The sequence below is a fragment of the Solibacillus sp. genome, from assembly GCF_040273735.1.
Classification (GTDB): Bacteria; Bacillota; Bacilli; order Bacillales_A; family Planococcaceae; genus Solibacillus.
On the sequence record NZ_JBELZM010000013.1, the window covers coordinates 80,000 to 105,371 of the forward strand.

Genomic DNA, 25,372 nt, shown 5'->3' on the forward strand with positions numbered 1-25,372 from the left:
AGTTTACCTGAACTTCTGCGTTTTTTTATTGATGATGGAAGGGGAGTAATTGATTATAATGGAAGTATTAGGTAATCTATGTAATGCATTTAAGGGAGGGGATTATAATGGTTTTTCAAAGAGTAGTTGATTATAAATGGCTCTTGATTGCTTGTGTCATTTTACTGAGCAATATGGTTGTTTATCAGTTGTCGTTTGTTTCCGCACTTTCAGATGAGGAAGTAAGGGGAATGGTAATCGGTTCGCTAATTGACTGTGCAGTAGTGGCACCAGCGCTTCTCTTGCTGCAAAGGGGAAAATGGACTGTCAAAAATTTTATTGTCTTTGTTGGAGCGGGTATTTTGTTTGCTCGACTAGTCATCCCTAATGGATTGATGGAACCATTCCGTTACATAACTTTTTCTGCAATCGCTGTAGAAGCGGGATTGGTTTTTGTGGAATTGATCATTTTATTTGTTTTCATAAAATATTTACCGAGCATCATTCGGGCGGTCAAATTCGAGCAGGAACAACTTATTTTTGCATTTCCTCGAATCGTAGCAGAGAAAGTGAAAGATAACGTATTAATGAGAGTACTTTGCCAGGAGATGCTTGTTTTTTATTATGCATTTTACAGTTGGAAGAAAAAACAGCCAGACGGATTTACCGTTCACAAAAATACGATGTATGTCCCTGTGCTATTTATGATTTTTCATGCCGCATTATTTGAAGCAATCGCATTTCATTGGTTTTTCCATGACCGTATGCCGATTTTAGCTTGGGGTCATACAGTTCTCTCACTTTATGGACTCATATTCTTGCTGGCAGATTCTCGTGCATTAGTACTAAATCCAGTCCGTATCGAAAACGGATATTTATATCTTTCCAACGGCTTAATGAAACAAACAAAAATTGACCTGAAAAACATTTCGCAACTGCATATGTCCGTACAAGATGAAAAGATTCATCATTTTAAAGTATTAGGAAATACAGAGGAACTGCCTGATTTTGTTATTGAGCTGAAGGAATTGCAGACGATCCAATTAGTTGGGGGATTTGAAAAAAAGGCAAAATATATTGGGGTTTATGCAGACATGCCAGCACTATTACGAAGTGAAATAGAGTTAGCGATAATAGAGAAATAGTGTAAAAGATTAAGAAATGGGGTATAGATTATAGAACGCAATGTTATGAGGTGAAAAGATGAACATTCGAATATTAGGTTATAAAGATGCAGAACAATATAAACGGGTTAGATTACACGGGCTTTTAAATTCCCCGGCATTATTTAGCTCGTCTTTTGAACATGAGAACAACTATACGGTCCCGGAAATTGAACAACGTCTTCGCCCACAAGCAGATAAATTTACGCTTGGGGCATTTGAAGAGAACGAGCTGATTGGAATTGCTACATTTATAAGAGAAACGGGCGCAAAATTAAATCATAAAGGTCTTCTTGTCGGACTATATGTTTTGCCTGAATCGAGAGGAAAAGGTGTAGCGCGGGATATGATAGAGGAACTGTTCCGCCTATTAAGAGAAAACGACGGTCTTGAACAGTTACATTTAACTGTCGAGTCAACAAATGAACAGGCAATCTCTCTGTACGAATCACTAGGATTTAAGCAATTTGCAAAGGAACAGCGTGCACTAAAGGTTGATGGAAACTATTATGATCAAGTGTGGATGGTAAAAGAGTTATAGCTAATAAAAAAAGTAAAAGCAGTTTTTCTGCTTTTACTTTTTTTGGTTATATAGCACTTCCTGCAGAGCCTTTTGATAAGCGCTCTGAAATGATCAGGACAATAAGGATTAGAATAATCTGCAGCACACCATATGCGCACGCTGTACCGAACTTGAAGGCATACAGCTTTTGGAAAATTGCTACTGACAATGGAATCGTCGATGTATTGTAGATCAAAATCGATGCGACGAACTCTCCAATACTCTGGACAAATGCCAGCAATGTACCTGCAAGAACGCCTGATAAAGTAAGCGGGATGACAATTCTTCTGAATGTATACCACCATGTTGCCCCTAAACTACGGGAAGCCTCTTCCACAGACTGATCCAACTGCATGAGGGAAGCGGATGTTGACCTGAAGACAAGCGGCAAATGCCGGATAAAATACGCAAGCGGTAATATCCAGAATGAACCGATCAATACTTGATTGACTGTAAACACGCTTTCCGTAGAGAACGCCGCGATTAAGTTAACGGCTACAACTGTACCTGGCAATGCCCATGGAATCGTAATTAAAATATCAAGTGCTGTTTTCCCTTTGAAGCTCAGTCTAACCATCGCATAAGCAGCAGCAACACCGAATATAATATTGCCGACTGTTGCGATGAAGCCCATCTGCAGCGAGTTCCAAATTGGACGCCATGTCCGTTCATCAGTAAATAGAGCTTTGTAATGGTCGAGCGTATATTCGGTCGGCAAAATCTGAATTGTCCAGGCACCGTCTTTTGAAAATGAAATTAAGATCAGAACTAAAATCGGCAGGATCAAAATTAACGTTCCAATGAACGACAGTGCAACCGCTAAATACTTCAATGGCTTCGAGCTCACTTCCGAACGGTGAACACTTATACCTTTACTTAAATTTTGATAGTTACGTCGGTTTTGATACCAGCGCATAATAAGTAAAAAAGTGATGGACACGAACGATAAAATGGTTGACTGTGTTGCCGCCATATCCAAATTGCCGTTTGTGCGAGATAAATAAATTTGCATCGTCATTGTACGCTCAACCCCGAACATGAGTGGCGCGGTATAGGATGCCATCGACACCATGAAAACGAGAAGGGAAGATGCGATTAAAGATGGGGTAAGCATCGGCAAAATAATTTTCCGCCAAACCCGTATCCGGCTTGCCCCCAGGCTAGTTGCGGCTTCTTCCAAAGATGGGTCAAGCCCTTTAATAGCTGCAGAAGCAGTTAAATAGAAGTACGTATACATCGTAAACGTATGAACAACAATGACACCCCAAATCCCTTTTAATGAAAAAGGAACATCTTCCAATTGCAACATCTGCTGAAATAAGCGCGGGAAAATGCCACTTTCACCATATAAAAATGTAAAGGATAAAACTCCGACTAGCGGGGGCAATGCCATTGGGACAAGTACTAAAATAGAAAGCAGACGGCGACCCGGAAAATCATAGCGTTCCAGTAAAAAGGCCATCATAACCCCGACAACAGCGCAACATATGACACTAATAATCGATATATAAAAGCTATTCCAAAGTGCCTCTAAATTGGCTGTACTTTCTAAACTGAAAAACTTCTGATAGTTTGCTAGCTGATGGTCACCTGCGAAACTCTGAATAAATGTTGAGTAAAATGGATAAATAACATAGGCAAACAATATTAAAAACAGCGGGGAGATAAGAATATAGACAAAATAGCGTGATTGTGTAAGACGAGACCACCAACTCGCTTCGTATGTGTCAACGGATTTTTTGCTCATTGTGTGCCTCCTCTCTTATTCTCCTAGGAAATAAATATTTTGTTTCGGGATATGTAATTCAATCATATCGCCAGCTTGCAGTATTGCAGTACCCCGACTAATAATCATTGCTTTTAATGTTGTATCATTCCATTTAACAAAGTAATTTACGCTGAGTCCGGTAAATTCGATCAGCTCGACGATACCTGTAACGGTGTTTTCGCCAGGACCGCCTTCAAATGCTTCAGGACGGACTGATACATAAATTTCGTCCCCAGTTGATACTTGAAGACCCGGTGCCAGGTTTTCTGTCAGGCCTTGGAGTTCAAGTCCTTTCTCATTTGTAACAGTAATAATATTGTCTTCAATCAATGTTACTTTCATCGTAAGTAAGTTTGTTTCTCCAATAAAAGTAGCGACAAAGCGGTTATTTGGACGGTGATAAATTTCCTGCGGCGTACCGATTTGTTTGACGATCCCATGCTCCATTACCATAATCCGATCCGACATTGCCATTGCTTCAGTCTGATCATGAGTAACGTAAATTGTCGTCACACCCAGCTCTGACTGAATCCGTTTAATTTCAATCCGAGTTTCCTCACGAAGCTTTGCGTCCAAATTGGATAATGGCTCATCCAGCAGCAAGATGTCAGGTTCAATGACAAGCGCTCGTGCCAAAGCAACGCGCTGCTGCTGTCCTCCTGATAATTCATTAATCTTACGTGAGCCATATGGTCCTAAATGAACGAGCTCGCGTATCCGGTCAACCTTTTCTTTGATCGTTTTTTTATCATATTTCCGGATTTCCAGACCAAATGCAATATTTTCATTGACTGTCATATGCGGGAAGAGTGCATAGTTTTGAAACACCATTCCGATATTACGTTTATTGGGCTGCAATGTTGTGACATCCTGATTGTCAAAGTAAATCTTTCCTTGAGAGGGGTAGTAAAATCCGGCAATCATCCGTAAAGTTGTTGTTTTGCCACAGCCACTTGGACCTAAAAATGTAAAAAATTCACCCGATTTTATATCCAGCTCTAAATCTTTGACGCTTACGACATCACCGAATTTTTTTGAAACGTCGTTAATATGAACAGCTTTCATCCAATCCAACTCCCTTCACACCGACAAATTAGGAAAAGAAAGACCTCTTTATTCAGAGGTCAGTCATATAACTACTATTTGCCTTTTCCTTTAATATTTGTATCCCAATGTTCCATCCATTCCGCTTCTTTATCGGCCATTACTTGCCAATCGATATCCAATGCTTTTAAATCCAACTCTTTATACCAGTTCGGCATTGCATCAGCCGCAATATCCGTACGTGTTGGGATTTGGTAGTACTCTTTCGAAAGTTCTACCATTGTCTCTTGATCGAACAGGAATTCCATAAATAATTTCGCATTTTCTTCGTTTTTAGCATTGTTTACAATACCGACTGCATCGACTAGAATCGGTGCACCACTTTCCGGATAAATAAAGTCAAACGTGTAATCGGTTGTATGTTTTTTCAGTAAAATATCCTGCAAGTTCCATAACGAAATTGAACCTTCCTGGCGTGCCAGCTTTAAATACAATGCGTTAGGATCCTGTGTATATTCTTTTGTATTCGCATCAAGTTGCATCAGCCAATCATAGCCTTTTGACGGATCATCGGCACCTTGACGGAAAATCATAGAAGAATAAATTGTGCGCATCGTTCCTGAAGCAAGAACACCGCGAATTAAAATCTCATCTTTCCACTTCGGATCAAGTAATTCGTCCCAATCCTGTGGACCTTCTTCAGGTGACATCACTTCACTGTTAATCATAATGACTTCAGGCAACAGCATTTCACCGACCCAACGATTTTGTTCATCTTTATGAAGAGGGTCAATGGAATCGATAAATGAAGGATCCCACTGTAAAAGTAAATCTTCATTTGCAGCAACCATCATTGCTGACTGTGTACCACCCCACCAAAAATCTCCTTGTGGATTGGCTTTTTCACCTCGCACACGCTCTAAAATCTGCTGTGCACCCATTGTCATATATTCCACTTTGATATTCGGGTAACGCTCATTAAATTTTTCGATAACACCCTGTACCATGTTTTCGTCACGCCCCGTGTAAATTACGAGCTTGCCGGAAGCATTTTCTTCTGTCGAACCTTCTTTCGTGCCGCTATCGCCTTGAGTTGAATCATTTGCCGTCTCCTCGGAGTCGCCACACGCAACTAAAACTAATAAAAGAGTTGTGAGAATAAGAGAAAGCCAAGTAAATCTTTTCATCCAATGTCCTCCTTACATATAGTTTTTCTTTTTCAAGCAGAATAAAGGATATCTATTCCAATTTCATTTTATCTACAAATTTTTTAATATTCAAACAAATATCCCTAAAACTTTTAATTTTTTACAGTTTACTTAATAGAAAAAGACAAATTTTTATGTAGGAATTACTGTAACGGGGAAAGATGAGAGAATTATAGGCCAGGTTAAATATGAGGAAAATTGTTTTATTTAAATTTATTAAGGGAATTATAAAAGCATCAGCACAACAGCGGTTTTTCCCATTGTTTTGGAATTACATACAGTTGGACGTGCTTCTCATCTCACGATTGATGGAACTTAAATTACCGGAGGAGTGAAAATATGAGTAAAAGTAATAAAGAAATTGCTTTGCAAATTTTAAATGAAAACAGTATTGGCGTTATGGCCACAAATAATAACGGTGTGCCGAATTCGCGCTATATGACATTTCACTATGTAGAATCAAAACTTTATACCGTTGCACTGGAAGATTCGGATGTAGTGCGCGAAATTACTGAGTATGGCGGCACCCATATTTTATTAGGCTATGAAAGCGATGGCTTACTTGAAACATTTTTGGAAATTGAAGGCAATGCAGCGACAACATTGAACGATGTTGTGAAGCAGCAGCTGCTTGAAAAATATCCGGAGCATGCGGACGGAAACTTTGTGCTAATTCAAGTTACGCCGACACGAATGAGAATTATGAATAAAAACGGAAAAAACCAGGAAGAGATTCAACTTTACTAAGGGAGGCAGTATAATGGATACATTAAAAGAAAAAGTACTTTCAATTATTAAAGACCATAAAATCGGGACAATGGCTACATTAAACGGACGTCACCCTTATGTTCGTTACATGACATTTACAAATGAAGACTTCACGCTCTATGCGACAACAACTGAAGACTCTCAAAAAGTGTACGATTTAAATGAAAATCCTTACACTCATATTTTACTGGGCTATACAAAAGAAGATCTTCATGCCCCGTATTTAGAAATTACTGCAAAACTTAGCGAAGTAAAAGATGATACATTGAAGTTGAAAATCACAAACTTCTTTAAAGATGTTTTTACTTCTGAAGACGGGGATATGGTGACACTACAATTTGATCCAATCACAATCAAATTAATGAATGATGGTGAACCCCAGGAACTGAAGCTTTAAGATAGTTGATTTTGCGGCAACAATAAGTAAAAGCTCTTATGGCACAGTATTGAAAACTGCGCCATAAGAGCTTTTGTATTTAGGTTAGAAACATTGGAAAGTCAGAATTGAATTTCGATTAACTGAACTGTATACCCAACCGAAACGACCCCATCTAAATCCTAATATGATATTACTCGTCACAAATGTCGGGAAGAACCAGAAACTATTTCCGTTTCGTTGCCATATAAACGTATTACGGTAAATACAACGTCTTATACCACTGGAACCTTGCTGTGACTGGCTAGCGGATAGTTGTTGCATTTGCGGAGTAAAAGTAGGGGGCGGTCCCATTGGCATTGGAGTATTGCCGCCAGGGCCTCCTCCAGGACCACCACCTGGGCCACCTCCGGGACTTCCAGGGAAGCCGCCGGGGCCACCACCTGGAAAACCACCGGGACCACCACCCGGGAAGCCGCCAGGGCCACCACCTGGGAAACCTCCAGGACCTCCTCCGGGGAATCCAGGTCCAGGGAAACTACCTGGAAAACCTCCCGGGCCTGGTCCTGGTGGTGCTGGGAAAAACTGTTGTTGAAACGGTTGTCCTTCAGGGCTCTCATCAAAGCGTTCAAACGGATTTTGATACAACAAGCATACCTTCTTTCTTAAGTATTCTTTGTAATGTATGTAAATGCGGGTAAACGCCAATAGGAATTCGCCTATAATAGACGAAATACCATAGTGGTTCTTATTTTCACCCAAAATGCGATTTAATTTAAGATGTTTTATTCGATAATGAATGAGGGGAATTGTTAACAAACAATTACTTAAAGAAAGATAGATGATTTGAAAAATGTGTGCAACTGGACTAAAATCACTATGAAGAAGAGAAAGAGAAGGGAATTTATAATGAAAAAATATTTGTTTGCAATCTTCCTATTGTTATTGGCAGGTTGTAGTAATGAAGAAAATCCAAAAGTTAAATTTACTGAGAAACAGGCAGTACCATTTGAAATTATTAAGTATGATGAAAAAATTGCACCGATTTATGAGTCGCTCGTTCCCCATATAGCCTATGCAAATACTCAAGGACAATTTGAATCACTGCAAGCTCGCTTTGATGTAGATAATTTTACGCTTGATATGGATAAGTATATGGCAGTATTTATTGTCACTTACTCTGGTAGCTGTGGTACTTCAGTCGATAATGTATACAAACATGGTAATAACTTGGCCGTTCAATTGATCGACAATGTCGGACAAGTATGTGATGAAGAAGGCGTTCCGCATACATTCGTTCTCCAAGTGAAGAAAGACGAATATGAAAAAGTTCAATTATATAATGGCGAAATTATAAAATCTTCAGTCGATGTAGAATAAATTTTCTTAAAAGTTTTCAGCTTGATTATTCAAAGTTGAAAGCTTTTTTTGTAATTTTTTATTTTTTGGGCACAATTAATTGTGATTTGAAAATAAAAACTATATAATCTTCTTAAACTATAACGTGATGGTTTTGAAGAGCAAATTCTCTTAAAGGAATTAGTAACTTCACCATTTTTGTTAGCATGTACAATAAGATAGTTGGGTACATAAGAGAAAGACCAAATTATTATTAAATCATTTTTGGAGGTGAATCCCTCACGCTGAGGGAAGTAATTGGACGTAAACACCATATTAAACATCATTTTATTAATTATCTTTTTAGGTTTAACCGCATTTTTCGTTGCAGCAGAATTCGCTGTCGTAAAAATTCGTAAATCCCGTATTGATCAATTGATTTCGGAAGGTAATAAAAAAGCAGTCATTGCAAAAAAAGTAGCAGGGGACCTTGATTATTATTTATCTGCCTGTCAGCTTGGTATTACAATTACAGCAATCGGTTTGGGTGCGTTTACAAAGCCGTACGTAAAAGAACTGCTGTATCCTGTATTTGACTGGTTAAATGTTTCAGATGTAGTATCTTCGGCTGCTTCCTATGTAATTGCACTTGCCATTGTAAGTTATTTGCACGTAGTAATTGGCGAAATGGCGCCAAAAACATTAGCGATTCAGTTTTCCGAGAAAGTAACATTAATGCTTGCAGGACCTCTTTATTGGTTCGGTAAAATTATGTATCCGTTTATCCAGGCATTAAATGGAACGTCTCGTTTACTATTACGCGCAATCGGTGTTAAATCAGCAAGTGAAGAGCAGGCCTATTCGGAAGAAGAGCTGAAAATTATTATGGCTCAAAGTTTCCAGGGCGGGCAGATAGACCAACAAGAACTGAAATATTTAGAAAATGTATTTGCTTTTGATGAACGTGTTGCAAAAGATATTATGGTGCCGCGAACAGACTTAGTTACAATCGACAAAGATATGAGCGCCGAAGAGATTATTCAAATTTTAGATGAACATAACTATACACGTTATCCGATTGTTGAAAATAATGATAAAGACCGCATTATTGGTGTCGTCAATGCGAACAAGCTTCTTAGCCATATCGTTTCAAATCGTACGGTACAGCTCGAGCAGTTTTTAACGAAAGTACCATTCGTTTTAGGTGTGACGAGTATCCAGGATGCATTGTTAAAAATGCAAAAGGCGAAAGTGCATATGACGGTTATTATCGATGAATATGGCGGTACAGCCGGTGTACTAACGATGGAAGACGTTTTGGAAGAGCTGGTTGGAGAGATTCGGGACGAATTTGACGAGGATGAAGTAGATGAAATCCGTAAGTCAGGAGAAAACGAATATACGATTAATGGCCGTGTACTGCTCGATGAACTGGAAGATCGTTTCGGGTTTGAGTTTGAGGATAGTGATGAGATTGATACAATCGGCGGCTGGATTCAGCATACGAATATTGATTCGATCAAAAACGGAGAAGAGCTTCAGATCGGTGATGAAATAAAATTTGACGACCATATTTGGGTCATTTCAGATATGGACAATTATCAAATTAAAGAAGTTGTATTAAGACAATATAAACTTCAGCAGTAAATGAACGATACTTTATATGTCTTGGAGGTGAATCCCTCATATTTCGGGGGAATTAATTGGACAGTATTATAATTATAAATTTAATTTTAATCGCGGTTTTTATTTTGTTAACAGCCTTTTTCGTTGGGGCAGAATTCTCTATTTTAAAAGTGCGTATGTCACGAATCGATCAGCTTATCGCAGAGGGCAATAAAAAAGCAGTTACTGCAAAAAAGGTAACACAGGATTTGGATTATTATTTGTCGGCCTGTCAGCTAGGGATTACGATTACAGCGTTAATTCTTGGTGCACTCGGTGAACCGACCGTAGAAAAAATGCTTGAGCCTGTTTTTGACTATTTCAGCATTCCGGCGGCGGTTGCAACAGCCCTTTCTTATGTAATTGCGTTATCGATTGTTACTTTTTTACACGTAGTACTTGGCGAGTTGATGCCAAAAACATTAGCCATCCAATATGCTGAAAAAATGACACTATTATTAGCACCGCCACTTTATTGGTTCGGGAAAATTACAGGACCGATTATCTCCGTATTAAATGGTTCTGCTCGCGGGCTGCTAAAAATCTTTGGTGTCAAACCGGCTGGTCACGATACCGTTTACTCGGAAGAAGAGCTTAAACTTATTGTGACGCAAAGTTATGAAGGTGGAGAAATCAACCAGACGGAGCTTGCCTATTTAGAAAATATTTTCGCTTTTGATACGCGAAAGTTACGGGAAGTAATGATTCCGCGCAGTGAAATGATTACAATCGAAAAAACATATACATTACATCAAATCCTTGCTGTTATTGATGAATACGAATTTACACGTTATCCGGTCATTGATCGTACTAAAAATACAGCAGCCTTCATCGGTTTCATTAACTCAAAGGAAATGCTGACAGATATTGCTGCAGGCCGTACGAATCATTTCAGTACGTATATTCGTGAGATTCCTCGCTATAAGGAAACGGTAGCGATAAAAGATGTGTTCTTAAAAATGCAGCAATCCCGTAACCATATGGCGATTGTAACCGATGAAAAAGGTGTCACAATCGGTCTTGTTACGATGGAAGATATCCTGTCCGAAATCGTGGGAGAAATTGAAGATGAAGATGATGGGGAAATTGTTCCGTCATTATAAGAAAAGGTCGTAAATGATGGTCGTATCGTCCATTATTTACGGCTTTTTTGCAGTATTACCGAAAGTTGAGTAAATAGATTATAAGGACATTTGTCGTTATAATTGAAGTAATAGGGAGCTGAAAAAAATGCAATGTGGAGCAAAATGCTTTTTAGTGGAAATTGAGCATAATGGCGAAAAAAAACAAGTTCAAGTGAAAGCAAGATCGTCAGTACGTGCCAGAAAAACAGTACGCATTCAATATGAAGAAGGCGTTAATATCCTGTCCGTAAAGGAAGAAAAATAAAAATGAGCAACCAATAATAAGGTTGCTCATTTTTTCATTTGGTTTACTTATTCTGCTTTTCCAGCTTTATTTGTTTAACTAAATGTATAATTAACATAATGATTCCGACTGTACAGAATAGAAGACTGACGATAAATAATACTAGCCATGATGTGATACTCCAATTAGTTGTGAAAAAGATGGAACTGATTAATAAAAGCATCCCGACAAATAAGACAAGATAGCCTTTTTTAGATAATGACACTGTAAAACCTCCTTAAATACATATCATAAAAATAACATAATATTAGCTGACTTATCTATTTAAATGGTTCCATTACCTACTATAAGGCCAACTTCCATTCTCGTCCGGTCGGATTCCGCTTATGATACAATTTCGTTAAGGAATATTAATTCAAGAAAAGAGGCGCAGTACATGGTTCAATCACTCAATCAATTTATTCAAAGGTGGATGCCAGTATTAACACCGCTCAGTTTAGTCATCGGTGTTCTGCTCGAAAAAATCGGGACACATTTCCTTTTTCTAGTCCCTTTATTATTTGCGGTAATGACTTTCATCAGCAGTTTGAATCTGAATTTTCGCGATATAAAAGTGTTTAAACAATACCCTAAAACAATTTTATTTATGATCGCTTTTCTACATATACTTATGCCTTTATGGGCGTTCTTTTTGGCAGAGCTAATATTCGATGACCGCCTATTAACAGTCGGTTTTCTCATCTCCGTTGCCGTGCCAACAGGGGTCACGAGCGTCATTTGGGTGACGATCAGTAAAGGAAACCTGCCTTTATCACTCGCCCTCATATTGATTGACACATTGCTTGCTCCGATACTTATGCCGTTAATTTTGCATTTAGTTGTCGGGGAGTCTATATCTCTAAATACGTCAGCCCTTATTTTTGATCTCATGTGGATGATTGTTCTACCTTCGATATTGGGTATCCTTGTCAATGAATGGACGAAAGGAAAGTTGTTCGAACAATATGGAAAACCAATGTCTTTAATTTCGAAAATCTGTTTGTTCGCAATTATTATGATTAATAGTAGTGCGATTGCACCCTATGTAAAAACGATAGACTTAGAGCTCGCGAAAGTGATTGCTGTTGTTCTGTTTTTAGCAGTTTCCGGTTATGTATTTTCGCTTTTACTAGGCCGTCTATTTTGGAAATCAGAGGCCGATCAGGCGACATTTGTCTTTAATGGGGGAATGCGGAATATTGCTGTAGGAGTCGTTATCGCTACCACATATTTTCCGTCAAAAGTAGCGATGCCGGTCGTTTTCGGGATGTTATTCCAGCAAGTATTAGCTTCAATATTTTATAAAATAATCCGAAAAAATTCGGAAATAGAGTAAAGACGCTCACTAAAAGTGTACTGTGGAAAAATACAGTTGTGTTATTTAGTCGCACATTGTATTATTGGTCTATAGTAAATTATTAAATTTTGAAGAGTTATATAAAAATGTAGCTTCAGCCGGAGAAATATTGTAGTGCAATGATCCATTCACTTACTCGTCTCAAACATCCAGAAGCAATGTAACATCTTAGAATAGCGGGGGAAATTATGAAAAGATTGTTCGAAAAATGGAACAGCATTAACTTAGTAAACCGTATTATTGTTGGTATAATTATTGGCGTTATTTTAGCGCTAACGATTCCTGATGCAGTAAGTGGAATTACCATTCTAGGGACTCTATTCGTTTCAGCTTTAAAAGCAGTTGCACCGGTTTTAGTGTTCGTGCTTGTTATTAATGCGATTGCTTCACATGTTGGCGGCAAAGCAACAAATATGAAGATGATTCTTGCTTTATACGGGGTAGCGACATTAGCAGCGGGATTTGTGGCAGTCATTGCAAGCTTTATTTTCCCGACAGTATTAACATTAAAAACAGAAGCACAGGATGTAACACCGCCTAGTGGGATACTAGAAGTGTTTGAAACATTATTATTCAATATTGTGACAAATCCGGTAAGTGCCATTATGGAAGCAAATTATCTTGGCATTTTAGCCTGGGCAGTTGTTTTAGGGATTGCTTTAAAAGCAGCGAACGATTCAACAAAAGGGGTTATAGCGAATTTTTCTGATGCGATTACGAAAATTGTGCAATGGATCATTAGCTTAGCACCATTCGGTATTTTAGGAATAGTATTTGAAGCGATTTCTACGACAGGCCTTTCAGCATTAGGGGAATATGCTCGTCTAATTCTGATTTTAGTAGGGACAATGTTCTTCGTGGCACTCGTTGTGAATCCGCTGATTGTATATGCGGTAGCAAGAAGAAATCCGTATCCGCTTATTTTTACATCTATTAAAGAGAGTGGAATTACTGCCTTTTTCACACGTAGTTCAGCAGCCAATATTCCAGTCAATATGGCCTTGGCAGAAAAGCTGAAATTAGATAAAGATACATATGCTGTATCGATACCTTTAGGTGCAACAATCAATATGGGCGGGGCTGCGATTACAATTTCTGTATTGACGATGGCAACTGCTCATACATTAGGCATCGAAGTGGATTTTATGACTGCGGTTATCTTAATGGTACTGGCTGCACTGTCTGCTGCTGGTGCATCAGGTGTTGCAGGCGGTTCGCTGTTATTGATTCCGTTAGCGTGTAGCTTATTCGGGATTTCAGATGATATTGCCATGCAAGTCGTGGCAATTGGTTTCATCATCGGTGTTATCCAGGATTCTTGTGAAACAGCATTGAATTCTTCGACAGATATCGTATTTACAGCAGCAGCTGAATATGCGAAAGAACGTAAACAAAACTAATAAAAACTGTGCTGAACGGAATCGATTCCGGTTCAGCACAGTTTTTTTATCGTTCAATCAGCACCGCCAGCAGTAATGTCGCTATCGTAACTTCCCGTATTTGAATGCTCAGCAGCAGAGAAAATAATCGTTGAGAAATCTACATCATATGAGGGTAAATCACCGATTGCTTCAGTAGATGTGTAAATTTGAGTGGCTACAAGCAGCGAGTTAAATTGCCTACGATCTAACTTTAAAAAGCGGCAAATTTCTTCATGCATATCATGGAGTGCCGGGAACTGGTGAACTTCAAATTTGGCGAGCGAGAGCAGGGCAATTGTATTGTAATGGTGCGGCTTAAGCTTTTTTTCTGTCTTTCTAATGTAAGTTGTCAGCTCTTTCAACCGGGCAAAGGTTTCGCTATGAAAGTCCCCTGTTCCGATAGTTAAAATGACTGCTGTATTTGTCGTGGCCTTTGTTCGTTCATAGCCGACTGAAACAAGTGCCTGATAATACTTTTCCACACTATTTGCCAGTACTTTTGTGTCTTCCGCCCGTCCGGCAAGCATCGCACTAGTGGAAAGTTTTAATGGCGCATATTTTACGCTTTGTTTGTTCATTAAATCTTTCATTAACAGATTGATTCGCTCAATATGATTTTCCGATTTTAAATAGGCAGCCGTAATATAGCTGTCATCATGACGGGTAAACTGCTTTGTCAGTAATTTGTGTAGATTTAAAGCCTCACCGATTTTACCAGGTTCCTTTGCATAATGAACAAAGTATGTATTAATAATTTGAGTATTAACTCGAGCAAAGTTATACCATTTTGTATTATTTTTGATCTGCTGACGGACTTTTTCATAATCTTCATAGTTGAATACAATATTGCGGACAGTCAGCTTCAATGCAAGGTCAATATAAAAATATTTTGCATCTGCTCCAAAATATAAAACGATTTTATCAATGTTTGTAAAAAATAATTGTAAATGAGCATTCATCCCGATCACCTCTTACTTAATACGTACGTTTTAAACGAGTAGAAGTTTCATTAAAATATTCGGGAAATAATAAAAACCGTTTACAAAATACAGCATAAATCGATAGAGTATTGTATGATAAATAAGTGATAAATCAAATAAGAAGTCCGTTGAACAGATTGAGAGGTAGTATAGTAATGACTCGACAACCATTTTTACCGATTATTGTCGGTACAGATATTAATGCATATAACATGGCGATTTCTTTCCATGAAGAATATAAAATCCATCCGATTCTAGTTGGAAAAGGTGTTTTGCCTTTTACGAACTTAAGCAATATTCCACGTGCGATTGAGTATGACAAAAAACTAGGTGAGCCGGATCAGTTTGCCAAAATATTGATTAGCGTAGCGAAGAAATATGAAAAAGAAGCGGAAAAGCTGATTTTAATCGGCACAAACGATTTATACGTCCGTTTAATTATTGAAAACCGCGCGATCTTAAGAGATTATTTCGTATTCAACTATATCGATGAGAATTTAATGAATGACTTGCAGATTAAATCCAATTTCTATAAGCTGTGCGAACAACATGGAATCGATATTCCGACGACTGTCTTTTATGATTGCAAAACAGATGGTGCATTTGAAACCGAGATGATGTATCCGGTTATTATTAAACCGAGTAACGGGATTGAATACAGCCGACATCCATTTGAAGGCCAGGCAAAAGTTTTCAAAGTGGAAAACAAAGAAGAAGTTCAAAAAGTAATCGATATGATTAAAAATAGCGGCTACCAGGAAGAGATCATCATTCAGGATTATATTCCCGGTGATGATACAGCAATGTGGGATTCAGTTGTCTATGTAAATTCAAAAGGGGAAACACAGCTTGTATCGTTTGCACAAGTAGTTCTCCAGGAACATACGAAAACGGCAATCGGCAACTACACAGCGCTTATTTCCCGTTATAACGAAGAAGTGATGACAAAACTGCGCGGCTTTTTGGAAGCGGTCGGCTATCGCGGCTACGGTAACTTTGATTTGAAATACGATGAACGTGACGGGAAATTTAAAGTGTTTGAAGTAAATATTCGTCAAGGCCGTTCAAGTTACTATATTAACGCTATGGGTCATAATTTGGCGCGCAACTTTGTGGAAGATCTGATTTATGATATTCCAAAACCATGTGCTTATTTAAAAGGAGATGTCCTGTTTTCAGTCGTGCCGAAAATCGTATTGAAAAAATTCGTATACGATGAAACGGTGAAAAAGGATATTCGACGTCTGATCAATGAAAAGAAACTTGTAAATCCTTTGTTCTATAAACAGGACAAGCATTTCAAACGCAAAATCTACATGTTTATCCGTCAGGTCAACTACTATAAAAAATATAAACAAAACGTATGGTAAACATCAGCCGATTAACAGGAGTTTTCTGTTAGTCGGCTGTTTTCATTATCTGAAAATCTTATACCAAAATGTTATAGTTAAAGAAAATTGAAAAGAGTGATATTTATGACGGTACATACTTTTACGTTAACGATTGACTGGCCAGGGGGACGAAATGCGGTTGGGGACTTGAAAACCGAACGATTGCAGACACAAATTTCGATTCCGCCTGAAATGGATGGACCTGGTATTGGAACAAATCCGGATGAAATGCTGCTCGGTGCCGCGGCAACCTGTTATTTAATTACACTGGCGGCAATGCTTGAACGAAGTCAAATTGATGCAAAGCTTAATTTGAAGTCAGAAGGGCTTGTTGATGTAACAAACGGTGTTTTTACATACAAAGCGATCCACCATTATGTCGACATTGACCTGCAGAACAAAGAAGATGAACGTGCCCGTCGTATAGCGGAGCGCTATGCATATAAGGCAGAGGAAACTTGTATGATTAGTAAAGCGTTAAAAGGGAATGTAGAAGTGCATACACATTTAACTTTGACTTAAAGGGGCGATTTGAATGGATTTCATTTCAACGATAATTCAACTGCTCATTGCATCCGTGCTTATATTCTTTATTAGCGGCCGTTTAATCGGCTCACAAATAAGTCTGATGAAAAGAATATTATCCGTGTTAATTAGTGTTTCCTTAACGACCTTTGTTTTTTGGTATTCATATTTGCGCGGGTCGGACTATTATGACCAAGGAATTGTTTCAAATGTCGTCAACATTACAACAATAATCTGGCTCGGTAGTATGCTTCTGATTTCGATGCTACTTTATCTGTTTTTTGAGCTGTTTGATTCGATAGAATTGAATGAAAACGGCACACCTGTCGGCAGGCGTTCTTATTTTAAAACACTTATTACGTATTGGAAGCGTCAAAAACGTTTACGTGAAGTAGTGGGAATTGCTGTAACAAACGGAGTCACACGAACGATGAAATATGCCCGTGCCCGCGAAGATGAACGTGAACTGGCAAAAGCATTACGGGATACACTTGAGCAGTGCGGCGGGGTATTTATAAAATTTGGACAAGTACTGTCAACACGTAAAGAGCTCTTGTCTCCGATTTTCATTGATGAACTGGAAAAGCTTCAGCAACATGTAAAACCCCTTTCCGAACAGCAAGTTGACCAAATAATTGCCGAAAACTTTAATGCAGGCACGAATCAAATCTTTTCCTATATAAGTAAAACGCCGTTAGCAGCCGCTTCGATCGGCCAAGTACATAAAGCGGTGCTAAAGGAAACAGACGAACCTGTCGTTGTGAAGTTTTTACGACCTGACGTGAAAAATATAATGCAGGATGATTTATCAATTTTAATGGAGTTTGCCAGATGGATTACCAGCAAATCGCAGTGGGCCGAAAACTTGGGCTTTTACGATTTGGCGAAAGGCTTCAGCATGGCGTTGAAGGAAGAAATCGATTTTAATATCGAGGCCCGCAATATGGAGCAGGTTGCCAAAATTGTAGAACGTGGCAGCATCGATGTAAAAGTGCCGAAAGTATATCGGGAGTGCAGTAATTCCAATGTTGTGGTGATGGAATATGTAAAAGGAAAGTCCGTTACTGTAGCAAATGAACTATTTACAGATTTGGGCATTGACCGTCATCAGTTTGCGCAAACATTATTGTATTCGTTTTTAGAGCAAACACTTGTTTCGGGGATTTTCCATGCCGATCCACATCCGGGGAATATTTATATTGAGGAAACCACCGGACGTGTCGCAATCCTCGATTATGGGGCTGTCGGCCGTTTAGCTGAGTTGCAGCAGGAAGGGTTAAAGTATTTCCTTGTCGGAATTCACCAAAACGATGCAGCGCTTGTTGTTGATGGGATTGCTCAGCTTGTAGAAAATGCCGAGCAGATCAATCGGCACGAAATGGAGCAGGCGATTAGCCAGATTCTGCTGAAAATCAACTATGTGTCGACTATCCCGACAGATGAGCTAATGTACTCCATATTCTCTGTTGTGCGTGAGTTTGGACTTCATTTCTATCCATCCGTCAACGTTGCATTACGTGCCATTGTAACATTGGACGGTACATTGTCCATTATTTGCCCAGGATTTAGGATTTTCAGTGAAGTAAAAGACTTTTCCAATGATTATTTGAAATCTAGCTTCTTGAAACCGTTCAAACATCCGGTAGAGACGAAAGACTTAATCGAAGAAGAACTGGCACTGATGTTGCCGAATTTACGGAAAATACCGCGCCGCCTAGATCAGTTGTTCAGAAAAGTGGAGAGCGGGAAAATCATTTTGCATCACGATATTTTTTCTGATAAAGCGAACTCCATGTTTATAACACAGCTGTTTTCACGGTTTGTTCTGCTGATGGTCGGAATTACATTTGGAATTATATCGGTTGCATTGCTAGCAATCTCGCAATTTATTCATAATGCTTATGCAATTTATTTAAATACGGCTGCTTATTTAGGTTTATTTTTATGTGCGATTTTGCTCGTGCGATTATCGATTCAAGCAATCCGAGATATGAAGCGTACAAAGTAGAGGTCCTATTACGGGATCTCTATTTTTTATTTCTCTTCGCTTTATCACTTTACTATAATAAAATACTAAATCACTAGAAGGTTAATGTATTAGCAGGTGAACAATTTTTTAGAAATAAAACGCACAAAGCCTTTAAAACAGGTATTTTCAACTTAACTATGATTTTAAGGATGAAATATTAGTGGCAATTGACTGCTATTTAAACAATAATAAATTTGAGAGATAAGAATATTTAAAAGGGGTGCGGTAAATGATTCAGTTAAACGGACAAAAATTATCGATCGAACAATTGCGAAGCATTTTATATAATGGGGAAAAAATTGAGATAGCGGAAGAAGCGAAGGTACGTGTTGTTAAAAGTCGTGACGCAGTGGAGAGAATCGTTCAGCAGGATAAAACCGTATACGGGATTAACACAGGGTTTGGAAAATTCAGCGATGTGAAAATTGCAGAGCACGAAGTAAGCAAACTTCAAGTTAATTTAATTCGTTCCCATGCATGCGGTTTGGGGGAGCCTTTTTCGGAACACGTTGCAAAAGCGATGATGGTGCTTAGATTAAATGCATTATTAAAAGGGCTATCGGGTATTCGACTGGAAGTGCTGGAACGCTTGTTATGGATGATTAATGAAGAGGTCATTCCAGTTATTCCACAGCAAGGTTCACTCGGGGCATCCGGAGATTTAGCGCCACTTTCTCATTTAGTATTGGCGGTTATTGGAGAAGGCGATGTATTTGTGAATGGTGTCATGCGCCCGTCACATGAAGTATTCGAACGTCGGGGGCTGCCGAAAATCGAGCTGCAGGCGAAAGAAGGTCTTGCTTTAATCAATGGAACCCAGGCGATGACTGCACAGGGCGTAGTCAATTATTTGGAAGCGGAGAAACTGGCTTATGCGAGTGAATGGATTGCAGCGATGACGATGGAAAGTTTATACGGGATTATCGATGCCTTTCATCCAGCTGTCCATGAAGCGCGCGGCATGCAAGAACAAATGGCTGTCGCAGAGCGTATGCGTGATTGGTTAAAGGACAGCAAGCTCATTACACATCAAGGGGAAAAGCGTGTGCAGGATCCGTATTCGCTTCGCTGCATCCCGCAAATCCACGGGGCAAGCTGGCAAGTATTGAATTATGTCAAAGAAAAGCTCGAAATCGAAATGAATGCGGCAACAGATAACCCGCTCATTTTTGATGACGGCGGTTTAGTTATTTCAGGAGGAAACTTCCATGGGCAGCCGATTGCGTTTGCGATGGACTTTCTGAAAATCGGTATGGCGGAGTTGGCAAATGTATCAGAGCGCCGGATTGAACGATTAGTAAACCCGCAGTTAAATGAAGGACTGCCTGCGTTTTTAAGTGCAAATCCAGGACTTGAATCAGGCGCGATGATATTGCAGTATAGCGCAGCAAGTTTAGTATCGGAAAATAAAACATTGGCACATCCTGCTTCGGTTGACTCCATTCCATCTTCTGCGAACCAGGAAGACCATGTATCGATGGGTACGACAGGATCCCGCCATGCGCGAATGATTATTGCAAATGTAAGAAATGTACTGGCGATCGAGGCATTTTGTGCTGCACAGGCAGTGGAATACAGGGGTGTAGAGAACATGTCGCCCAAACTTTATGAGAAGTGGAAAGACATTCGCAACTTAGCACCTGCGATGAAGGAGGATCGTATTTTCAGCAAAGACGTGAATCGTATTATCGACTACTTGAAACCGAACGGGTAAGTATTTACAGCTACATTCTACCGGTGCTTTTGTTATAATAAGTGTTTAGTAGAAAGAGGAGATTTATTATGACAACAAAACCACATTTATTAATAGTTGATGGAATGGCGCTATTGTTTCGTTCATTTTTTGCATCAGCCGCAATGAATCAATTTATACGTTTAGATGACGGGACACCATCAAACGGTGTTCAAGGCTTTGCCCGTCATGTATTGACAGCACAAAATCTGATGCAGCCGACACATTTGGCGGTATGCTGGGATATGGGGGCAGTTACTTTCCGCAATGACCTATATGATGGCTATAAAGCAAATCGACCTGCACCACCGGAAGAGATGCTGCCGCAATTTGATATGGCTAAAAGAGTATCGGAAATGATCGGGTGGCAAAACTTTGGTACACAAGGTCTTGAGGCGGATGATTTAATCGGCTCAATGATTAAAAAATGGAAAGACGATGCCCAAATTACTGTCATTAGCGGAGATAAAGATTTACTGCAATTACTTAACCCTTCGACAAAAATCGCATTTACGAAAAAAGGCTATACAGAGTACGATGTGTATACAGAAAGCCGGTTTGTAGAGGAATATGGCATTGCACCAAAACAATTCGCGGAAGTGAAAGCGTTTATGGGGGACACGAGTGATGGTTACCCTGGGGTTAAGGGAATCGGACCAAAAACTGCGTTACAGCTAATTCAAAATCATGGTTCCATCGATGGCGTTTTAGAAGCATTGCCAACATTAAAACCGGGTCAGCGTATTAAAATTAGTGAGAACGAAGCGATGTTACGCTTATCGCATCAATTGGCTACAATCCATTGTGAAGTACCGATTGATATTGAACTGAATCAATTAGCATTATCTCCCTATGCTCCGGAGCTGTTTGATCATATTGAACAGCAAGGCTATCGACTTATTGCAAAGCATGCACGTTCTATTTATAAATAAATGTAAAAAGGTTGCGCAAATCTGCGCAACCTCTTTTTAATGGGAAATGATACGTTCCCCTTTGACTCTTACAAGCTCCACATCCACATTCCGAATAGTAGACTCGTCAAGAGGAATTTTTCCATCTTGCTCATATTTTTTCCATGTTTTCAAATCTTTTCGGTACAATACCTCAGATAACCGGTATATATCGGCATCAAATTTCAATGAAGCTTTATAGGTTTGCTCGATTTCTTTTTTTACTTGCTCCTTAATCTTATTTTCTAATAAATCCATTTTATTTTCATTAAGCATTTCATTTGTTTGTACAACCAATTGAACTTGTAAATCAAATTGCACATTACTTTCGGAAACAATTGGTGTAATTTTAGAACGTACTTCGTCAACGGTTGTCGTTGTATATAATTCTTCAAATTCTTCCGTTTTAACGGTAATATCTGAGCGGTCTGTTTCATTTTCCAGCCATTGAACACCTTTTAAATCGTCGCCTAATAAGTTCCCTTTTAAACCGGAGTTCTTACCGAGAATGCTTATGCCTTTAAATGAATAGACTGGATCCGGTCCATCTTCCTTTGACCAGTTTTCGCTAATTTCGATAAATGGTATTTTCGTTTCATGACTAGGTTCATTCAAATGAATCATAAGTTCCCGTAATTGTATAGGACGGACCCGGGATGACTGATTAAATGAACTGAGCGGGTCGGACACCTTTGAAAGGGTAATGGATTTATTGATAATGGGTGTGATGAGCAAAGCTTCCTTAAGTGGTGAATCTGTAATATAAGCCCAAGTTGTATACCTCCATTCCCTGTATCGGATAAGGGAATTGATAACAGGTTCCACTTTTCCTTCCTCTGCGATATTTTCCGAAAAGAGAACATAGTTTAAATGCCCTAAAAAGAAGCGCTCATCCATCGTTTGATATAAATTAAAAAACGCTTCATCAAATGTCTTTCCTTTGGCAATCCCAACTTCAGCCTGCGTAGCTTCCGGGTTCGGCTGTTCGCTTTTGGCAATATTAGTGAAAGCAACAACTTGACTATAAATTTCATATTGACCTTCTTTATAATCGATTCCTAGGCCAAGTAAATAATACATACGTTCAGGCTGATTTGTATCCCAGCACCCAGCAACTAAAAGTAACAACGGAAATAAAAGCAATTTTTTCATTTTGTTTTTTCCTTTGTTTTATCTTTAACATTTAATACTTCCGGTCGTTTAGTGTCCGAAGTTGCTGGTGGACGGAAAAGGGACATTTTTATATTATCCCAGCTCAAATTGACTGCTATATTTAAATAAGGAACACCAAATACACGAATATTGGCGATATAAACAAGGCAAATATAGATCGATAAGAAGAAACCGAAAAGTCCTAAAATCGATGTAATAATAATAAATACAATTCGCAGCATGCTGATCGTCGTAACAAAGGACTGATTGACAAGTGTAAAGGTAGCAATTGTTGAAATGGCTATGACAACAATCATTGCGGGACTTGTAATCCCAGCTCGAATGGCTGCATCACCTATAATTAATCCTCCTACAACACTGATCGTTCCACCTAAAATACTCGGTAAGCGTAATCCCGCTTCACGAAATAACTCAAACATAAAAAGCATTCCAAGCATTTCTATAGCTGCAGGCAGTGGGGAACCTGTATTGGCTTGTACAACTGTTGCAAGTAATTGAATTGGCAGCTGCTCTTGATGGAATGTTGTTAACGCAAGCCAAAAAGCCGGTAGTAAAAGCGCTATTAATATGCAGAATAAACGTAACAATCTTTCTAACGAGCTGAATATGGATGGAAAATCATTATCCTCTCCGGACTTTAATAATGCTAGAATATTGGTAGGCGTGATAATTGCGTATGCAATTCCGTCTACTAATATGATAAAGCGTCCGGTAACGAGTGACTGCATCGCAAAATCAGGACGACCTGTAGAATCATTTAAAGGAATTAAATATGAAATTTTGTTCATCCGTTCCATTATTAATTCACCACTTAAAATAACATCTGTATCGATTTCAGAAAGTTGTTTTTTTAATTGTTTCAAGATAGATAAGTCTGCAATGTCGTTAAAATATAAAATAGCTAACTTTGTTTTTGAACGTGTTCCTAACGTTATCTTTTCAACACTTAATGAATTCGTAGGCAGACGTTTACGGATAAGAGCAACATTTACACCTAAATCTTCAATGAAGTTATCACGTGGACCTTTAATAGTTACTTCTAAGTTTGATTCCTCAGGGCTTCGATTAGGCTTGTTTTCAATATTGCTGCATAACAGTATATTTAAATTCTCGATATAAATAAGAACAAATCCGCTAAATACATTCGTAACAGCTTCTTGCAAATCTTCAATTCTCAGTAGCTGGGGAAGATGCAGTTTCTGCATTAAAACTGTCTCATCAAATTGTTCCTTTTGTTGGCATGCCATTCTTAATCGGGGTACGACTACTTCATTGAATAAATGATTATCTGTCATCGCTTCACAGGTGATGAGCATCACGTTGCTTGCAGGAAATTCAAATGTTTGAAAGCGAATATCAGCACAATTGTCAAATTGCTTTTTTAAGGTAGCGTATTCAATCATTATATTCCAACTTTCGCTTTGATTTTCGATTTACTAATATTAAGAGAATAAATGAAAGTACGAAAAAGAATAACGTAGTACTTATTAGAAAATATTGCCCCTTCCATTTGCTAAATATACTGTCATCGATTAAATAAAGAGGCAGCGAGCAAAAAACAAAGAGCGGAAAAATATATTCCCAAACTTTCTTCTTTTGACCAGTGAGCCCTAATAGCTCGATAGTTATGAATAATATAAAACCAACACGGACAAATGCACCTGTAAGCCACTGGTAAATAGAAAAGAAATCGATATGGTTTATAAAACTTCCGATTGAGGCAATTCGCCATTCTTCAAATGCGGGATAGCGCTGTTTAGCAGCTTCAGTTGGTCCAAATTCAGCAATTGCTCCCAATAAGGGACCTAGTGTTAATCCAAATAGTAAAAAGAGCATGATTAATAAATGCCAAAATTTAAGCTTTGTTTTAAAGTGCTGGTGAATAAATACGAGCAAATAAAGCTCAATAAAGCCGGAAGCAGGGTATACCATAGATGTGAAAATAGGTGTAAATCCATGCTCGAAAAATGGCTGCAGCAATGCATAATCTTTCACTTGAATATTAACAAAAGCAATAAAGAAACCTAGAACTACGACAACAAACAATACGACAACATTTACCATCGTGATTGTCAGTATCGAAGATGTTGCCAGTAAAAGGCATACAACTGTAAAAAAGAAAAACAAAAGCAATGGAGGCGTTTGCAGCAAAAAGGTTGTTGAAACCCATTGTAGTGTTTCATGCATTGTAATAACGGCCATGAGAAGCAAGTAAAAAGCGATAATAAAAATAAGCACTTTACCCAGCTTTGGGTAATTGTTTAGTAAATACTTACGAATTGATTCATCTTTAAGTTTTTTTAATGTGATAAAAGGAAGAACTAACCAGGGAATCATCAAAAATATTGAAAAAATAACAGAAAACCAAGCATCACGCCCTGCTCCCTGTAGTAAGGATGGAATAATCGTGACATGGTTTTTTAACCCGATGAATGTCATTGTTAAAAAAATAATATGTAAAAGACTAATAGAGCCAACTGATTTCATAATGTATCCTCGCAGTTTTTTTTACAGTAATAGCCAATTGACTAAGCAT

At 38.6% G+C, this 25,372-nt stretch carries 24 protein-coding genes; 15 read left to right on the plus strand and 9 right to left on the minus strand.

What is annotated here, in order from left to right:
• Positions 1-107 precede the first annotated feature (107 nt).
• Positions 108-1,124 carry a hypothetical protein gene (locus tag ABS917_RS13405; RefSeq protein WP_350479456.1) on the plus strand — a complete coding sequence of 339 codons (1,017 nt, stop codon included), beginning with the start codon at positions 108-110 and terminating at the stop codon, positions 1,122-1,124.
• Positions 1,125-1,182: 58 nt separating this feature from the next.
• Entirely contained in the window at positions 1,183-1,683 is a 501-nt protein-coding gene (locus ABS917_RS13410) for a GNAT family N-acetyltransferase (RefSeq protein ID WP_350479457.1), read from the plus strand.
• A 46-nt stretch (positions 1,684-1,729) separates the two neighbouring features.
• Here the strand turns inward: ABS917_RS13410 and ABS917_RS13415 are convergent, their stop codons facing one another.
• From ABS917_RS13415 to ABS917_RS13425, 3 genes are all read right to left on the minus strand, one after another.
• The gene (locus ABS917_RS13415; protein ID WP_350479458.1) at positions 1,730-3,451 is read right to left on the minus strand and encodes an ABC transporter permease; all 1,722 of its coding nucleotides are present in this window, start codon (positions 3,449-3,451) and stop codon (positions 1,730-1,732) included.
• A gap of 15 nt (positions 3,452-3,466) precedes the next feature.
• Positions 3,467-4,537: an ABC transporter ATP-binding protein gene (locus ABS917_RS13420; protein WP_350479459.1), complete on the minus strand. Its 1,071-nt coding sequence runs from the start codon at positions 4,535-4,537 to the stop codon at positions 3,467-3,469.
• Positions 4,538-4,611: 74 nt separating this feature from the next.
• On the minus strand, positions 4,612-5,703 hold the full coding sequence (locus ABS917_RS13425) for an extracellular solute-binding protein (RefSeq protein WP_350479460.1): 1,092 nt from the start codon (positions 5,701-5,703) through the stop codon (positions 4,612-4,614).
• A 360-nt stretch (positions 5,704-6,063) separates the two neighbouring features.
• Between ABS917_RS13425 and ABS917_RS13430 the strand changes: the two genes are divergently transcribed.
• Entirely contained in the window at positions 6,064-6,471 is a 408-nt protein-coding gene (locus ABS917_RS13430) for a pyridoxamine 5'-phosphate oxidase family protein (RefSeq protein ID WP_350479461.1), read from the plus strand.
• 13 nt (positions 6,472-6,484) lie between these two features.
• Positions 6,485-6,889 carry a pyridoxamine 5'-phosphate oxidase family protein gene (locus tag ABS917_RS13435; RefSeq protein ID WP_350479462.1) on the plus strand — a complete coding sequence of 135 codons (405 nt, stop codon included), beginning with the start codon at positions 6,485-6,487 and terminating at the stop codon, positions 6,887-6,889.
• Between the two features lie 84 nt (positions 6,890-6,973).
• On the opposite strand, the gene ABS917_RS13440 is transcribed toward ABS917_RS13435, so the two are convergent.
• On the minus strand, positions 6,974-7,516 hold the full coding sequence (locus ABS917_RS13440; RefSeq protein ID WP_350479463.1) for a hypothetical protein: 543 nt from the start codon (positions 7,514-7,516) through the stop codon (positions 6,974-6,976).
• A gap of 261 nt (positions 7,517-7,777) precedes the next feature.
• Here ABS917_RS13440 and ABS917_RS13445 point away from each other — a divergent pair, with 261 nt between their 5' ends.
• From ABS917_RS13445 to ABS917_RS13460, 4 genes are all read left to right on the plus strand, one after another.
• Positions 7,778-8,248 (plus strand): Fe-S oxidoreductase, encoded by a 471-nt coding sequence (locus tag ABS917_RS13445; protein ID WP_350479464.1) that lies wholly within the window; start codon positions 7,778-7,780, stop codon positions 8,246-8,248.
• Between the two features lie 276 nt (positions 8,249-8,524).
• Positions 8,525-9,853, plus strand: coding sequence for a hemolysin family protein (locus ABS917_RS13450; protein ID WP_350479465.1), 1,329 nt, complete (start codon positions 8,525-8,527; stop codon positions 9,851-9,853).
• Positions 9,854-9,909: 56 nt separating this feature from the next.
• On the plus strand, positions 9,910-10,974 hold the full coding sequence (locus tag ABS917_RS13455; protein ID WP_350479466.1) for a hemolysin family protein: 1,065 nt from the start codon (positions 9,910-9,912) through the stop codon (positions 10,972-10,974).
• A gap of 127 nt (positions 10,975-11,101) precedes the next feature.
• A complete protein-coding gene (locus tag ABS917_RS13460) occupies positions 11,102-11,260 on the plus strand; it encodes a hypothetical protein (protein WP_350479467.1) in 159 nt (52 codons plus the stop codon).
• A 43-nt stretch (positions 11,261-11,303) separates the two neighbouring features.
• Here ABS917_RS13460 and ABS917_RS13465 read toward each other — a convergent pair whose 3' ends face one another.
• On the minus strand, positions 11,304-11,504 hold the full coding sequence (locus tag ABS917_RS13465; RefSeq protein ID WP_350479468.1) for a hypothetical protein: 201 nt from the start codon (positions 11,502-11,504) through the stop codon (positions 11,304-11,306).
• 171 nt (positions 11,505-11,675) lie between these two features.
• On the opposite strand from ABS917_RS13465, the gene ABS917_RS13470 reads away from it, so the two are divergent.
• Both ABS917_RS13470 and sstT read left to right on the plus strand, forming a co-directional pair.
• Positions 11,676-12,614 (plus strand): bile acid:sodium symporter family protein, encoded by a 939-nt coding sequence (locus tag ABS917_RS13470; RefSeq protein ID WP_350479469.1) that lies wholly within the window; start codon positions 11,676-11,678, stop codon positions 12,612-12,614.
• Positions 12,615-12,823: 209 nt separating this feature from the next.
• A complete protein-coding gene (sstT, locus tag ABS917_RS13475) occupies positions 12,824-14,035 on the plus strand; it encodes a serine/threonine transporter SstT (RefSeq protein ID WP_350479470.1) in 1,212 nt (403 codons plus the stop codon).
• Between the two features lie 53 nt (positions 14,036-14,088).
• On the opposite strand, the gene ABS917_RS13480 is transcribed toward sstT, so the two are convergent.
• Positions 14,089-15,015 (minus strand): DUF4003 family protein, encoded by a 927-nt coding sequence (locus ABS917_RS13480; protein ID WP_350479471.1) that lies wholly within the window; start codon positions 15,013-15,015, stop codon positions 14,089-14,091.
• Between the two features lie 176 nt (positions 15,016-15,191).
• On the opposite strand from ABS917_RS13480, the gene ABS917_RS13485 reads away from it, so the two are divergent.
• The 5 genes from ABS917_RS13485 to ABS917_RS13505 all read left to right on the plus strand — a co-directional run bounded on the left by ABS917_RS13485 (position 15,192) and on the right by ABS917_RS13505 (position 21,645).
• Positions 15,192-16,406: a carboxylate--amine ligase gene (locus ABS917_RS13485; protein ID WP_350479472.1), complete on the plus strand. Its 1,215-nt coding sequence runs from the start codon at positions 15,192-15,194 to the stop codon at positions 16,404-16,406.
• 105 nt (positions 16,407-16,511) lie between these two features.
• Positions 16,512-16,949: an SACOL1771 family peroxiredoxin gene (locus ABS917_RS13490; RefSeq protein WP_350479473.1), complete on the plus strand. Its 438-nt coding sequence runs from the start codon at positions 16,512-16,514 to the stop codon at positions 16,947-16,949.
• Between the two features lie 13 nt (positions 16,950-16,962).
• A complete protein-coding gene (locus ABS917_RS13495) occupies positions 16,963-18,960 on the plus strand; it encodes an ABC1 kinase family protein (protein WP_350479474.1) in 1,998 nt (665 codons plus the stop codon).
• A 250-nt stretch (positions 18,961-19,210) separates the two neighbouring features.
• Positions 19,211-20,695 (plus strand): histidine ammonia-lyase, encoded by a 1,485-nt coding sequence (hutH, locus tag ABS917_RS13500; protein ID WP_350479475.1) that lies wholly within the window; start codon positions 19,211-19,213, stop codon positions 20,693-20,695.
• A gap of 68 nt (positions 20,696-20,763) precedes the next feature.
• The gene (locus ABS917_RS13505) at positions 20,764-21,645 is read left to right on the plus strand and encodes a 5'-3' exonuclease (protein WP_350479476.1); all 882 of its coding nucleotides are present in this window, start codon (positions 20,764-20,766) and stop codon (positions 21,643-21,645) included.
• A 36-nt stretch (positions 21,646-21,681) separates the two neighbouring features.
• Here the strand turns inward: ABS917_RS13505 and ABS917_RS13510 are convergent, their stop codons facing one another.
• Genes ABS917_RS13510 through ABS917_RS13520 form a run of 3 tightly spaced genes read right to left on the minus strand, consistent with a single transcriptional unit; the run spans position 21,682 to position 25,323 of the window.
• Entirely contained in the window at positions 21,682-22,815 is a 1,134-nt protein-coding gene (locus ABS917_RS13510; protein ID WP_350479477.1) for a Ger(x)C family spore germination protein, read from the minus strand.
• On the minus strand, positions 22,812-24,239 hold the full coding sequence (locus ABS917_RS13515) for a spore germination protein (RefSeq protein WP_350479478.1): 1,428 nt from the start codon (positions 24,237-24,239) through the stop codon (positions 22,812-22,814). Before ABS917_RS13515 ends, ABS917_RS13510 begins: the two co-directional genes overlap by 4 nt.
• Positions 24,232-25,323: an endospore germination permease gene (locus ABS917_RS13520; protein WP_350479479.1), complete on the minus strand. Its 1,092-nt coding sequence runs from the start codon at positions 25,321-25,323 to the stop codon at positions 24,232-24,234. The genes ABS917_RS13515 and ABS917_RS13520 overlap by 8 nt, the downstream gene beginning before the upstream one ends.
• Positions 25,324-25,372 lie beyond the last annotated feature (49 nt).

Coding starts and splice junctions, on each gene's coding strand:
- ABS917_RS13495 (WP_350479474.1), top strand. CDS start 16,963: ATGGATTTCATTTCAACGATAATTCAACTGCTCATTGCATCCGTGCTT.
- ABS917_RS13520 (WP_350479479.1), bottom strand. CDS start 25,323: ATGAAATCAGTTGGCTCTATTAGTCTTTTACATATTATTTTTTTAACA.
- ABS917_RS13485 (WP_350479472.1), top strand. CDS start 15,192: ATGACTCGACAACCATTTTTACCGATTATTGTCGGTACAGATATTAAT.
- ABS917_RS13515 (WP_350479478.1), bottom strand. CDS start 24,239: ATGATTGAATACGCTACCTTAAAAAAGCAATTTGACAATTGTGCTGAT.
- ABS917_RS13420 (WP_350479459.1), bottom strand. CDS start 4,537: ATGAAAGCTGTTCATATTAACGACGTTTCAAAAAAATTCGGTGATGTC.
- ABS917_RS13510 (WP_350479477.1), bottom strand. CDS start 22,815: ATGAAAAAATTGCTTTTATTTCCGTTGTTACTTTTAGTTGCTGGGTGC.
- sstT (WP_350479470.1), top strand. CDS start 12,824: ATGAAAAGATTGTTCGAAAAATGGAACAGCATTAACTTAGTAAACCGT.
- ABS917_RS13490 (WP_350479473.1), top strand. CDS start 16,512: ATGACGGTACATACTTTTACGTTAACGATTGACTGGCCAGGGGGACGA.
- ABS917_RS13430 (WP_350479461.1), top strand. CDS start 6,064: ATGAGTAAAAGTAATAAAGAAATTGCTTTGCAAATTTTAAATGAAAAC.
- ABS917_RS13445 (WP_350479464.1), top strand. CDS start 7,778: ATGAAAAAATATTTGTTTGCAATCTTCCTATTGTTATTGGCAGGTTGT.
- ABS917_RS13415 (WP_350479458.1), bottom strand. CDS start 3,451: ATGAGCAAAAAATCCGTTGACACATACGAAGCGAGTTGGTGGTCTCGT.
- ABS917_RS13435 (WP_350479462.1), top strand. CDS start 6,485: ATGGATACATTAAAAGAAAAAGTACTTTCAATTATTAAAGACCATAAA.
- ABS917_RS13505 (WP_350479476.1), top strand. CDS start 20,764: ATGACAACAAAACCACATTTATTAATAGTTGATGGAATGGCGCTATTG.
- ABS917_RS13470 (WP_350479469.1), top strand. CDS start 11,676: ATGGTTCAATCACTCAATCAATTTATTCAAAGGTGGATGCCAGTATTA.
- ABS917_RS13480 (WP_350479471.1), bottom strand. CDS start 15,015: ATGAATGCTCATTTACAATTATTTTTTACAAACATTGATAAAATCGTT.
- ABS917_RS13410 (WP_350479457.1), top strand. CDS start 1,183: ATGAACATTCGAATATTAGGTTATAAAGATGCAGAACAATATAAACGG.
- ABS917_RS13405 (WP_350479456.1), top strand. CDS start 108: ATGGTTTTTCAAAGAGTAGTTGATTATAAATGGCTCTTGATTGCTTGT.
- ABS917_RS13460 (WP_350479467.1), top strand. CDS start 11,102: ATGCAATGTGGAGCAAAATGCTTTTTAGTGGAAATTGAGCATAATGGC.
- hutH (WP_350479475.1), top strand. CDS start 19,211: ATGATTCAGTTAAACGGACAAAAATTATCGATCGAACAATTGCGAAGC.
- ABS917_RS13425 (WP_350479460.1), bottom strand. CDS start 5,703: ATGAAAAGATTTACTTGGCTTTCTCTTATTCTCACAACTCTTTTATTA.